Annotated in this window: 12 protein-coding genes; 5 read left to right on the top strand and 7 right to left on the bottom strand. The window is 71.2% G+C overall.

All coding sequences use genetic code 11. From position 1 onward, the window contains the following. From KHC23_RS24325 to KHC23_RS06475, 5 genes are all read right to left on the bottom strand, one after another. Positions 1-1071, bottom strand: a 1071-nt coding sequence (locus tag KHC23_RS24325) for a DNA translocase FtsK 4TM domain-containing protein (protein WP_246544306.1), incomplete at its 3' end; no start/stop codon positions are given. 58 nt (positions 1072-1129) lie between these two features. Next, a complete protein-coding gene (locus tag KHC23_RS06490) occupies positions 1130-2395 on the bottom strand; it encodes an aminotransferase class I/II-fold pyridoxal phosphate-dependent enzyme (RefSeq protein ID WP_425514563.1) in 1266 nt (421 codons plus the stop codon). 209 nt (positions 2396-2604) lie between these two features. Next, positions 2605-3969 carry an ammonium transporter gene (locus KHC23_RS06485; RefSeq protein ID WP_213370651.1) on the bottom strand — a complete coding sequence of 455 codons (1365 nt, stop codon included), beginning with the start codon at positions 3967-3969 and terminating at the stop codon, positions 2605-2607. A gap of 51 nt (positions 3970-4020) precedes the next feature. Next, positions 4021-4359: a P-II family nitrogen regulator gene (locus KHC23_RS06480; protein ID WP_013168191.1), complete on the bottom strand. Its 339-nt coding sequence runs from the start codon at positions 4357-4359 to the stop codon at positions 4021-4023. 310 nt (positions 4360-4669) lie between these two features. Then, positions 4670-5533 (bottom strand): acyl-CoA thioesterase, encoded by an 864-nt coding sequence (locus KHC23_RS06475; RefSeq protein ID WP_213370649.1) that lies wholly within the window; start codon positions 5531-5533, stop codon positions 4670-4672. 143 nt (positions 5534-5676) lie between these two features. On the opposite strand from KHC23_RS06475, the gene KHC23_RS06470 reads away from it, so the two are divergent. After that, complete coding sequence (locus KHC23_RS06470; protein ID WP_246544303.1) at positions 5677-6900, top strand: ubiquinone biosynthesis hydroxylase; 1224 nt, start codon at positions 5677-5679, stop codon at positions 6898-6900. Positions 6901-6903: 3 nt separating this feature from the next. Here the strand turns inward: KHC23_RS06470 and KHC23_RS06465 are convergent, their stop codons facing one another. Further along, positions 6904-7131: a Trm112 family protein gene (locus KHC23_RS06465; protein WP_213370645.1), complete on the bottom strand. Its 228-nt coding sequence runs from the start codon at positions 7129-7131 to the stop codon at positions 6904-6906. 137 nt (positions 7132-7268) lie between these two features. Here KHC23_RS06465 and KHC23_RS06460 point away from each other — a divergent pair, with 137 nt between their 5' ends. Next, complete coding sequence (locus tag KHC23_RS06460; protein ID WP_213370643.1) at positions 7269-7943, top strand: GntR family transcriptional regulator; 675 nt, start codon at positions 7269-7271, stop codon at positions 7941-7943. A 67-nt stretch (positions 7944-8010) separates the two neighbouring features. Here the strand turns inward: KHC23_RS06460 and KHC23_RS06455 are convergent, their stop codons facing one another. Then, positions 8011-8814: a gamma-glutamyl-gamma-aminobutyrate hydrolase family protein gene (locus KHC23_RS06455; RefSeq protein ID WP_213370641.1), complete on the bottom strand. Its 804-nt coding sequence runs from the start codon at positions 8812-8814 to the stop codon at positions 8011-8013. 214 nt (positions 8815-9028) lie between these two features. Between KHC23_RS06455 and KHC23_RS06450 the strand changes: the two genes are divergently transcribed. The 3 genes from KHC23_RS06450 (at position 9029) to KHC23_RS06440 (ending at position 11306) form a co-directional block, all read left to right on the top strand. Beyond that, the gene (locus tag KHC23_RS06450) at positions 9029-9580 is read left to right on the top strand and encodes a prolyl-tRNA synthetase associated domain-containing protein (protein ID WP_213370639.1); all 552 of its coding nucleotides are present in this window, start codon (positions 9029-9031) and stop codon (positions 9578-9580) included. 76 nt (positions 9581-9656) lie between these two features. After that, positions 9657-10568, top strand: a complete 912-nt coding sequence (trxA, locus tag KHC23_RS06445) for a thioredoxin (protein WP_213370637.1) — start codon at positions 9657-9659, stop codon at positions 10566-10568. Between the two features lie 60 nt (positions 10569-10628). Continuing rightward, entirely contained in the window at positions 10629-11306 is a 678-nt protein-coding gene (locus tag KHC23_RS06440; RefSeq protein ID WP_213370635.1) for an LON peptidase substrate-binding domain-containing protein, read from the top strand. Positions 11307-11408 lie beyond the last annotated feature (102 nt).

The raw sequence follows: 11408 nt of genomic DNA, 5'->3' as shown, positions 1-11408 counted from the left end.
GGAAGCGGGCGGCGCGGCCGGGGCGTCCTCCAGAATGTCGGGCAGGCCGTCATCGGCGCTCTCGAAGCCGGCGACGTCCTCTTCCTCGTCGAAGTCCCGCCGGCCGAAGCTCGGCTCGTGCCGGCCGCGGGTGGCCGCCGCGAATTCGTCCTCGTCGTCCCCGTCGAGCCCGACGGCGCCGCGCAGCCGGTCCGCCAGCCCCCGCGAGGGCCGGGCCGGGCGCGGGCGATGCGGCGCCCCGGAGCCGAAGCGCGCTCTCAGCGACAGCACGGCGTGGGTGGTCATGCCGAGCAGGAAGGCCGGCCAGCCGGGCTCGTCATCCTCGTAGCCCGCCGGCGGCGCGTCGCGGTGCCGTTCGTCCGCGCCCCCGGTCTCGCCGGAGCGAAGGCCGAACCCCACCGCGAGCGGCAGGGTGAGCGCGGCGCCGATGAGGCAGGCGAGGCCGGCGACGGCGTAGTCGGCACTGGTGAGCCAGCCGGCGCGCAGCGCGGCCGGCACGGCCAGCACGCCCTCGCCGAGCACGCCTCCCAGCCCGCTCGGCAGCGGCCAGCCGCCGAAGCGCGGCAGGCAGGCGGCGAAGCCGGCGGCGAACACCACCCCGGCCGCCAGGGCGAACAGGCGCGCCCGCAGCCGCCCCGGGTGGCGATGCGTCAGCACCAGCCAGCCCCAGATGCCGATCGGCAGCACCACCGCCAGCGCGGCGACGCCGAAAAGCTGCATCATCAGGTCGGCGAACACGGCGCCGGGCAGGCTCAGCAGGTTGGAGGGCGCCGCCGCGCTGGAACGGCTGAAGCTTGGATCGTCCGCCGACCACGTCGCCAGCGCCAGCAGCATCAGCGCGCAAAGGCACAGCAGCGTCAGGCCGACCAGTTCCGCCGACCGGCGGCTGATCGCGCCCCTGATTTCCTCGGGCAGGAACCCGCCTGGCGCGCTCTTGCCCGCCCGGTGCGCCCGCGCGCCCGCGCTCCCCGCCTTGCCGTTGCCGGCGGGGTCCAGCCGGACCCGTGGCCGTGCGGCGCGGGGGGCGGCAGCCTCCAGCCGAGGCGCCCGCATCGTCCTCTGCGTCCCCATGTCCTGCCCCGTCTCCCGCCCCGTGTCCTTGCCCCGCCGCGCCAACCGCCCGCCCCGCTCAGGACAGACCGGCCAGAAGGCGCGGCAGCGCCTCCTGCGTCGTCGCCAGATCCTGCACCAGCGCGAGCCGCAGATAGTCCGCGCCGGGATTGCGCCCGTCCGCGCCGCTGCGGCAAAGATAGCCGCCGGGCACGGTGCGCAGCCCCTCGCGCCGCCACAGAAGGCGCGCCGCCTCTTCGCCGGCGCTGAGCGCGCCGCGGCACCGCCCGGCGACGTTCAGCCAGAGAAAAAAGCCGCCATCGGGCCGCCGATAGTCGAAATGACCGCCCAGCACCCGGTCGGCGACGTCGAACTTGGCCCGGTAGAGGTCGCGGCTCTCCGCCACATGCGCCTCATCCGCCAGCGCGGCGATGCCGACCCATTGCAGCGGCTCGGGCACCTGCGGCGCGGCGACATTGCGGAACTCGGCGAAGGCCTCGATGAAGCGGGCGTCGCCGGCGCAGAAGCCGCAGCGCAGGCCCGGCAGGCTGGAGCGCTTCGACAGCGAGTTGAAGGCCACCACCCCGGCGAAATCCGGCCCCGCCACCTCAAGAATGCCGGTCGGCGGGGCGTCACCCAGCCAGATCTCGGAATAGCATTCGTCGGCGAACACCATCACCTCATGCGCCCGGCACAGCGCCACCAGCCGCTCGAGATAGGCGCGGGGGGCGATGGTGCCCTGCGGGTTGGCGGGCGAAGCGAAATACAGCGCCACCGACCGGTCGAGCAGTTCCGGGGTCAGCGCGTCGAGGTCGGGCAGCCAGCCGCCATCGGCCGGCAACTTCAGGTCGACGCTGGCGCAGCCGGCCGCCTTCGCCCCCGCGCCATAAGCGGCGTAGAACGGGTTGGGCAGCAGCACCGCCGGCTCGCGGTCGCCGATGCGGGCGCGCTTTTGCGGCGAGAGCAGCCGGCGCGCCATCAGCGCGGCGAAGAACAGCCCCTCGCGCGAGCCGTTGAGCACCAGCACCTCGCGCTCGGCGTCGGGCGCGCGCGCCAGCGCGTAGCGGCGGGCGAACCAGTCGCCGGCGGCGCGACGGAATTCGGGCAGGCCCCTGCCGGCGGGATAGCGGCCGAAGCCGTCGAGATGGTCGGCCAGCACGTCGCCGACAAAGCCCGGCATGGCGTGGCGCGGCTCGCCCACCGCAAGGCTCAGCGCCGGCTTGCCCGGCGCGAGGTCGGCGAGCAGTTCGGTCAGCCGCACGAAGGGCGAGCGCGCGGCCGGCCCCGGATCGGGGCTCGCGGTGGCTGGCCTCGCGGCGGCATCGGGGAAGCGGGCGTCGGGCACGGGAAGCATCTCGCCTCGGCCGCGGGAATGCGGCCTCTCCCGGCACAATAGCGCCGCTGCGGTAAAGGCGTTCTTAACCATGCCGGAGCCGGCGCGGCGCCCGCGCCGGGAACGGGGCCGCGGCGCAAAAGAAAAGACCCCGGCGAATGCCGGGGTCCTGAGGCAGCGGGAGGCTGCGGAACGGGAGGCTGGCGACGGCCAGCCCCGGATCAGCTGTGGTAGGCGCGCTCGCCATGCTCGACGATGTCGAGGCCCTCGCGCTCCTTCTCCACCGACGGCCGCAGGCCGACGATGACATTGACGACATAGTAGAGGATCGCCGAGACCACGCCGCACCACACGATGGTCATCGCCACCGCCTGGAACTGCACCCACACCTGGTGGCCCATCTCGTAGTCGGCGACGCCGGGGCCGCCGAGCGCCGGGGCGACGACGATGCCGGTGCCGAGGGCGCCGACAATGCCGCCGACGCCATGGACGCCGAACACGTCGAGGCTGTCGTCATAGCCGAGCGCGTTCTTGATGGTGGTGCAGAAGAAGAAGCAGATGATCGAGGCGACGAAGCCGAGCACGATCGCGCCGAGCGGGCCGGAAAGGCCGGCCGCCGGAGTGATGGCGACGAGGCCGGCGACCATGCCGGAGATCGCGCCGAGCATGGAGGGCTTGCCCTTGGCCAGCCACTCGATGAGCGTCCAGCCGACGATCGCGCCGGCGGTGGCGACGAAGGTGTTGATCACGGCGAGCGTGGTGCCGGCATTGGCTTCGAGGTTGGAGCCGGCATTGAAGCCGAACCAGCCGACCCACAGGACGCTGGCGCCGACCATGGCGAAGGGCAGCGAGTGGGGAGGCATCAGTTCCTTGCCGTAGCCGGTGCGCTTGCCGATGATGATGCAGCCGACCAGACCGGCGATGCCGGCATTGATGTGCACCACCGTGCCGCCGGCGAAGTCCAGCGCGCCCATGGCGAACAGGTAGCCCTCCGAGAACCACACCATGTGGGCGATCGGGTAGTACACGAACGTCACCCAGAGGATGCAGAACAGCACGATCGCCGAGAACTTCATGCGCTCCGCGAAGGCGCCGATGATCAGCGCCGGGGTGATGGCCGAGAAGGTCATCTGGAACACGATGAAGATGTATTCGGGAATCTTGACATTGGCCGAGAAGGTGTCGGCGAGGCTGTCCGTCGTCACGCCGGCGAGGAAGGCCTTGTCGAAGCCGCCGATGAAGGCGTTGCCGTCGGTGAAGGCGAGCGAGTAGCCGTAGAACACCCAGATCAGCATCATCACCGCGGCGATGACGGTGACCTGCATCAGCACCGACAGCATGTTCTTGGCGCGCACCAGGCCGCCATAGAACAGGGCGAGGCCCGGCACCGTCATGAACAGCACCAGGATGGAGGAGACCATCATCCAGGTGACGTCGCCCTTGTCCACGGTGACGACCGCGGCGGCGGCCTCGGCGGTGGCTTCGGCGCCGGTGGCCGGGTTGTCCTGGGCGAAAGCGGCGGCCGCGAACAGCGCCGTCATCGCCAGCGCAGGCAGGCCCGCGCGTATCCAATTCTTCGTCGTCATGGGTTCAGTGCTCCGTCGCAATCGGAAAATGTCGGGATCAGTGACGCGGGCTCAAAGCGCGTCGGCGTCGGTCTCGCCGGTGCGGATGCGCACGGCCTGGTCGATCGCATAGACGAAGATCTTGCCGTCGCCGATCTGGCCGGTCTTGGCCGAAGTGGTAATGGCGTCGATGACCTTGGAAACCTGATCGGAAGGCACGGCGACCTCGATCTTGAGCTTCGGCAGGAAGCTCACCGCATATTCGGCGCCGCGGTAGATCTCGGTGTGGCCCTTCTGACGGCCATATCCCTTGACTTCCGTGACGGTCAGTCCGTGCACACCAATGCCAGTGAGCGCATCCCGGACTTCCTCAAGCTTGAAAGGCTTGATGATAGCCATGACGATCTTCATGGTTCCTGTCCCCGCTTGGCCCCGAACCGCTGGCGGGGTTCCGGGCGTTTCATGTCGGACTCGGCCAGGCGGATTGTTCCAACCGTTCGGTCAAGCCGACCAGAAAGAATCAATTCGCGTGCCAACCCTGTCAGATCAACGGTTCTTGCGGCCTCGGCCGGAATTCCGCGGCCCTCCACGGCGCGTGCGGGAGCCCTTCCGCCGTGTCGCCGCACGGCCTGCTTGCTCAATTGTTGATCGGCACCCTGCCCCATCCTGAGTCATTGCCGCACAATTGCCATATATAGACTAATTTTTAGGCAACTGCCCGTTATGAAGGCGCTATCGGGCGGATCAGCCCTTCCTGCGCCACCGAGGCGACCAGCCGCCCGGCCCGGTCATAGACCAGCCCGCGCGCCAGCCCGCGGGCGCCCGACGCACTCGGGCTGTCCTGCGCGTAGAGCAGCCAGTCATCGGCGCGAAAGGAGCGATGCAGCCACAGCGCATGGTCGAGGCTGGCCGCCTGCAAGGTCTCGCCGAGCACGCTGGTGTCGTGCAGCACCGTGGTCGCCTCCAGCAGCGTCATGTCGCTGGCATAGGCCAGCACCGCGCGGTGCAGGCCGGCTTCGTCCGGCAGCCGGCCATTGGCGCGGAACCAGACGGCGCGGCGCGGCGCCTCGTGCCGTTCGCCCAGGCCGATCGGCTTGAGCTCGATCGGGCGCGGCCGCAGCCAGTAGTTCCGCACCGGCGCCGGCAGCCGGGCGAGCACGGTCTCGGGGAGTTCGCCGATGCCCGGCACCTCCTCGGGGGCTGGCACCTCCATGTCGAGGTCGAGCTGGTGCTCCAGCCCCGGCTCCTCGCGATGGAACGACACCGACATGATGAAAATCGGCCGTCCGTGCTGGATCGCCACCGCGCGCCGCGTGGCGAAGCTGCGCCCGTCGCGCACCCGCTCGACGTCATAGACGATCGGCACGTTCGGATCGCCGCCGAGCAGGAAATAGGCGTGCATGGAATGGGCGCCCGCCCCTTCCACCGTGCGCTGCGCCGCCACCAGCGCCTGCGCCAGCACCTGCCCGCCGAACACCCGGGTGCGGAACGGCCAGGATTCCGGCGGGTTGTCGCCGCGGAAGAGGTTGTCTTCCAGCCGCTCCAGATCGAGCAGGGCGACGAGTTCGGCGGCGCTGTTGGTCATCGGCGGTCGGCTCCTCGGCTGGCGGCACGGGCGCGGCCTTGATCGCGCTCATTGTCCGGGCTGCGTAGCTAAGGCATAGGATGGCCGGTGCACAATGCGCGGATGGTCGGGAGCGGAGGCGAAAAGCGATGCAGCAGCAATCCATGCGGCCGCGGCGATACGATGCGGTGATGGCGGGCGGCGGGCTCGCCGGCCTGTCCCTCGCGCTGGCGCTGCGGCAGGGGCTGGGGGACGGCGCGCGCTTCGCCGTCGCCGACCCCGCCTCCTCTCGTCCGGCGAGCACGGATCTGCGCGCCTCGGCCATCGCCGCCGGCGCCCGCCGCCTGTTCGAGGCGCTCGGCGTGTGGGAGCGCGTGGCCGGCGAAGCGGAGCCGATCCTCGCCATGGAAATCACCGATTCGAAGCTCGGCGACGCCGCCCGGCCGGTGTTCCTGTCGTTCGACGGCGAGGTGGAGCCGGGCGAGCCCTTCGCCCATATGGTGCCCAATGCGGTTCTGCAGGACGCGATGACGGAGCTGGCCCGCGCGCGCGGCATCGAGCTGCTGCCGACCCGCGTCGCCGGCTTCACCCCCGGCCCGGCCGGCACCGCACTGCGGCTGGCCGATGGCGCGGAACCGGCCGCCTCCCTGCTCGCCGCCTGCGACGGTGCCCGCTCGAAGCTGCGCGCGCTGGCCGGCATCGGCGTCACCGGCTGGTCCTACCACCAGTCGGCCATCGTGATGACGGTCGGCCATGAGCGCCCGCATGGCGGCCGGGCGATCGAGCATTTCCTGCCCGCCGGGCCGTTCGCCCTGCTGCCGCTCACCGGCAATCGCTGCTCCATCGTCTGGACCGAGCCGACCGAGGCCGCCGCGCGCCTGCTCGCTTTGCCCCGTGTGCTGCTGCGGGACGAGCTGGAACAGCGCTTCGGGCTGGAACTCGGCGAAATCGAGATCCTCGACGCGCCGAGGGCGTTCCCGCTCGGCTTCCAGATGGCGCGCGCCTTCATCAGTGATCGCCTCGCGCTGGTGGGCGATGCCGCCCACACCATCCATCCCATCGCCGGCCAAGGCATCAATATGGGCCTGCGCGATGTTGCCGCGCTGGCCGAGGCGGTCACCGACGCCGCCCGGCTCGGCCTCGACATTGGCGGGCCGGACGTGCTGGAGCGCTACCAGCGCTGGCGCCGCTTCGACACGCTGGCCATGGGCGCCGCCACCGACGGGCTCAACCGCCTGTTCGGCATGCGCTCGGACGCGGTGCGCCTCGTGCGCGATGTCGGCCTCGGGCTGGTCGAGCGTCTGCCGGCGCTGAAGTCGTTCTTCATCCGCGACGCCGCCGGCCTCGGCGGCCAGTCGCCGCGCCTGCTGCGCGGGGAAGCGCTGTAGAAACTACCGCGCCGCTTCTTCCTCTGTCAGCGTGCGCGCCTCGTCGGCGAGCAGGATCGGGATGCCGTCGCGGATCGGGTAGGCCAGCCGCGCCGCGCGCGAGACCAGCTCATGGCCCGCCCGGTTGTAGTCGAGCGGCCCCTTGGTGACGGGGCAGACCAGCAGTTCGAGCAGCTTGGGATCGATCTCGTAGCCCGAACGCGCGGCGGGAAACTCGGGGGTGGTGGCCATGGGCAGGGTTCTCGCGATCTCGGCGAACGGATGGATGATATTCCGGCTATATAGCGCAGCAAGCTGACATTCTCACGTCGCCACCGCGCCACCCGCGAGCCTTCGGTCGCCAACAACCCTTCGGTCGCCAACGAGCCATGGATTCTCCTGCCCTCGATCTCGCCCAGGACCCGCGCCTCGACGGCGAGACCCTGCAGCAATGGGTGTTTCGCCGGCTGCGCCGCTCGGTCATGGCCGGCCGCTTCCCGCCCGGCAAGGCGGTGACCATCCGCGGCCTCGCCGACGCGCTCGGGGTGTCCTCCATGCCGGTGCGCGAGGCGCTGCGCCGGCTGGTGGCCGAGCGGGCGCTGGTGCTGCTCGACAATCGCCGCGTCCGGGTGCCGGAAATGACCGCCCGTCGCTTCGAGGAGTTGATGGCGGCGCGCACCCTGCTGGAATGCGAGGCCGCCGCGCGCGCGCTCGCCGGGGCGAACGACGCCTTCATCGCCCGGCTCGACGCGCTCAACGCCGAGTCCGACGCGGCGGTGGAAGCCGGCGACACCGAGGCGATGATCGAGACCAACCTCGCCTTCCATGCCGCGCTCTATGGTGGGCGGGCGGACAATGTGCTGCTGCCGCTGATCGAATCGGTGTGGCTGCAGATCGGCCCGTTCATGCGCATGGCGCTGGCCGACCTGGAGACCCATTACCCCGTGGACCGCCACGCCCAGGCCCTCACGGCGCTGCGGGCGCGCGACGAGCCGGCGCTGCGCCGCGCCATCGAGGCCGACATCCGCGACGGCATCGGCCATCTCCTGGCGCAGTTGGGGTAGGCGGCGCGCCTCCCCCAACGTCATCCACGGGTCAGGCCCGGCGATGACGTCGGGTGAAAACCCGGCCTCAGCCCGTCGCCTTCAGCCGGGCCCCGCCGCGCCGGCGCTCGGCCGCCAGCCGCGCCGCCGCGCCGAAGGCGGTGAAGATGCCGCTGGACAGCTTGTCCTGCCAGAAGCGCCATTCCGGGTGCCACTGGATCGCCATGTTGAAGCCCGGCGCGTCCGGCACCCGGAACGCCTCGATGGTGCCGTCGGCCGCCTGCGCCTCCACCACCACGTCCGGCGCCAGCCTCGCCACGCCCTGGCCGTGCAGCGAGTTCACCCGCCAGCTTGTCGCCCCGGCGAGGCTCGCCAGCAGCCCGTCGGCGGCCAGCATCACCTCGTGCGCCGGGGCGTACTGGCCCTCGATGTCGAGGCCGGAATCCTCCCGGTGGTCGAAGCGGCCGGGCTGCTCGTAAAGCTTCTGGAACAGCGTGCCGCCCAGCGCCACGTTCATTTCCTGGAACCCCCGGCACACCCCGAACAGCGGCACGCCGCGCTCCAGCGCCGCGCGGATCAGCGGCAGCGAAATGTCGTCGCGGTGCGGGTCGGCCGGCAGCGGCGGGTCGTGCGGCAGATCGCCATAATGCTGTGGCCCGACATTGGAGGGGCTGCCCGGCAGGAACAGCGCGTCGACCGTATCGAGGATCTCCTCCACCACCGCGCGCTCGGGCGCCATGTCGGCATCCACCGCCGAGACAGTGCCGGGAAGGAGCACCGGCATCGCCTGCGCGCCGCGCGCGACGGCGTAGATGTATTTCTCCGTGACGCCATGGACGATGTGGCCGCCGAGGGCCTTCACGTCGCTGATCACACCGATGACTGGACGCATGATGTCTCCCGCACTGTGCCCGCCAGATGTGGGCCCGCGCCCCGGCGGCTGTCAACGGCGGTTCCGCGCGCGCCCGCCCTGCATCCGGCGCGGGGGCCGGCGGCGCCGGCCCGCGCCGTGCCGTCGACAGCACGGCGTCGACGCTTGCGGTCGCCCCTCCGCCCGCATTAGAACGCGCGGGCTCCCTTCCTCCCGCACCGGCCGCGACCGTCCCATGACAGCCCACACCTCTGCCCCGCTTTCGCGCGACGACCTCCTCGCCCGGCTGGACGAACTCGGCATCGCCACACGCACGGTCGAGCACCCGCCGCTGTTCACGGTGGAGGATTCGCAGGCGCTGCGCGGCGACATCGCCGGCGGCCACACCAAGAACCTGTTCCTCAAGGACAAGAAGGGCAATCTCTTCCTCGTCGTGGTCGAGGAGGAGACGCGGGTCGATCTCAAGAGCCTGCACGGCCCGCTCGACGCCGCCGGCAAGCTCTCCTTCGGCAGCGCCGAGCTGCTGGAAGAGGTGCTCGGGGTGAAGCCCGGCGCGGTCACCGCCTTCGGCCCGGTCAACGATGTCGCGGGCCGCGTCACCGTCGTGCTCGACGCCGGGCTGATGGCCCATGACGAGATCAACTGCCACCCGCTGGTCAACACCGCCACCACCACCATCCGCCGCGACGACCTGGTGCGCTTCCTGCGCGCCACCGGCCACGAGCCGCTGATCCTGCCGGTGCCCCGCCGCGGCGAGGCGGGCGAGGCGCCGGCGCCCGCGGGGTGAGCGCCGCCCCGTTGCATTCACGACGGCACGGACCATCTTAGAGCGCGAGTACGCGCACCCATTGCGAGGACGACAGATGTTGCTGAACCAGCCCTCCTCTCCCGCCGCCAATGGCGACGATGTGGTGATCGACGTCACCACCCAGAGCTTCATGAAGGAGGTCGTCGAGGAATCGCGCCTGCGTCCGGTGCTGGTCGATTTCTGGGCTCCGTGGTGCGGCCCCTGCCGCCAGCTCACCCCGGTCATCGAGAAGGTGGTGCGCGCCGCCAAGGGCAAGGTCCGCCTCGCCAAGATGAATACCGACGATCACCCCGCCGTGGCCCAGCAGCTCGGCATCCAGTCGCTGCCCACCGTCTATGCCTTCGTCAACGGCCAGCCGGTCGACGGCTTCATGGGCGCGCAGCCGGAGACCCAGGTCAAGGCGCTGGTGGACAAGCTGGTCGCGGCCTCCGGCGGCGGCAACGACACCGCCGACATCCTCGCCAGCGGCGAGGCGGCGCTGGCCGAGGGCGACCTCGTCGGGGCGGCGGAGATCTTTGCCGCCGTGCTGGGCGAGGAGCCGGCCAATCTCGCCGCCATCGCCGGCCTCGCCCGCACCGAGCTGGCCGCCGGCAACCTCGAACAGGCCAAGGCCACCCTCGCTCTGGCGCCCGAGGCCGGCGCCACCGACAGCGCCCTCGCCGCCGTCCGCGCCGCCATCGAGCTGGAAGAGGCCGCGGCCGCGCTGGGCGACGTGAAGGAACTGGAGGCGAAGGTCGCCGCCAATCCGCTCGACCATCAGGCCCGCTTCGACCTCGCGGTGGCGCTCAGCGCCCGCGGCAAGCGCGAGGAGGCGCTGGACCATCTGCTGTCCATCGTGCGCAAGGACCGCACCTGGAACGATGACGGCGCGCGCAAGCAATTGGTGCAGTTCTTCGAGGCGTGGGGCCCGACCGACGAGCACACCCTTGCCGGCCGCCGCCGGCTGTCCTCTCTGCTGTTTGCCTGAGCCTCCGCCCCGCGCGGGCGCGAGACCTGTTGCAACGCGCCACCCCCCGCAAGGAACGCAATGGCGATCAACAATCCCTACACGGCCCCGTCCGAGCTGGCGTCCATCATCCCGCTCTTCCCGCTCGAGGGGGCGCTGCTGCTGCCGCGCTGCCAGCTGCCGCTCAACGTGTTCGAGCCGCGCTATGTCGCCATGATCGACGCCGCGCTGGCCGGTAACCGGCTGATCGGCATCATCCAGACCGCCCCGGAGCCGGCGGCCCTCTCCGTGCCGGGCGCGCCGGAGATCGTCGGCGTCGGCTGCGTCGGCCGCATCACCGAGATCGCCGAGAGCGGCGACGGGCGCTACCTGCTCAACCTCAGCGGCATCGCCCGCTTCAGGGTGGTGGCAGAAGTCGATTCCGGCACCCCGTTCCGGCAGGCCCGGGTCGATTACGAGCCGTTCCGCGACGATTTCACCCCCAATGCCGGCGCCGAGGGGGTCGACCGCGGCACGCTGCTGCGCACGCTGGCCGACTATCTCGACGCCAACCGGCTGGAAGCCGACTGGAAGAGCATCAAGGACGCGCCCAACGAGGCGCTGGTCAACGCCCTCGCCATGATGGCCCCCTTCGGCCCGCGCGAGAAGCAGGCGCTGCTGGAGGCGCCGAGCCTCGCCTCGCGCGCCGAGATGCTGATCGCCGTCACCCAGATGACCATGGCCCGCACCGGCGGCGAAGGCGACGGCACGCTGCAATAGCCCCCGTGTCCCGGACGCCTGAAGCGAAGCGGAAGGCGAGCCGGGACCCCGCGCAAGACGCTTCGGCGTAAACCTCTTCGCAGCCACGACGGTTCCCGGCCC

This window comes from Ancylobacter dichloromethanicus, assembly GCF_018390645.1.
Taxonomy (GTDB): Bacteria; Pseudomonadota; Alphaproteobacteria; order Rhizobiales; family Xanthobacteraceae; genus Ancylobacter; species Ancylobacter dichloromethanicus.
Note: the sequence above shows the minus strand (reverse complement) of the source record. Positions and strands in the feature narration are given on the sequence as shown.

Coding starts and splice junctions, on each gene's coding strand:
- KHC23_RS06455 (WP_213370641.1), bottom strand. CDS start 8,814: ATGCGTCCAGTCATCGGTGTGATCAGCGACGTGAAGGCCCTCGGCGGC.
- KHC23_RS06465 (WP_213370645.1), bottom strand. CDS start 7,131: ATGGCCACCACCCCCGAGTTTCCCGCCGCGCGTTCGGGCTACGAGATC.
- KHC23_RS06440 (WP_213370635.1), top strand. CDS start 10,629: ATGGCGATCAACAATCCCTACACGGCCCCGTCCGAGCTGGCGTCCATC.
- KHC23_RS06450 (WP_213370639.1), top strand. CDS start 9,029: ATGACAGCCCACACCTCTGCCCCGCTTTCGCGCGACGACCTCCTCGCC.
- KHC23_RS06475 (WP_213370649.1), bottom strand. CDS start 5,533: ATGACCAACAGCGCCGCCGAACTCGTCGCCCTGCTCGATCTGGAGCGG.
- KHC23_RS06470 (WP_246544303.1), top strand. CDS start 5,677: ATGCGGCCGCGGCGATACGATGCGGTGATGGCGGGCGGCGGGCTCGCC.
- KHC23_RS06480 (WP_013168191.1), bottom strand. CDS start 4,359: ATGAAGATCGTCATGGCTATCATCAAGCCTTTCAAGCTTGAGGAAGTC.
- KHC23_RS06485 (WP_213370651.1), bottom strand. CDS start 3,969: ATGACGACGAAGAATTGGATACGCGCGGGCCTGCCTGCGCTGGCGATG.
- trxA (WP_213370637.1), top strand. CDS start 9,657: ATGTTGCTGAACCAGCCCTCCTCTCCCGCCGCCAATGGCGACGATGTG.
- KHC23_RS06460 (WP_213370643.1), top strand. CDS start 7,269: ATGGATTCTCCTGCCCTCGATCTCGCCCAGGACCCGCGCCTCGACGGC.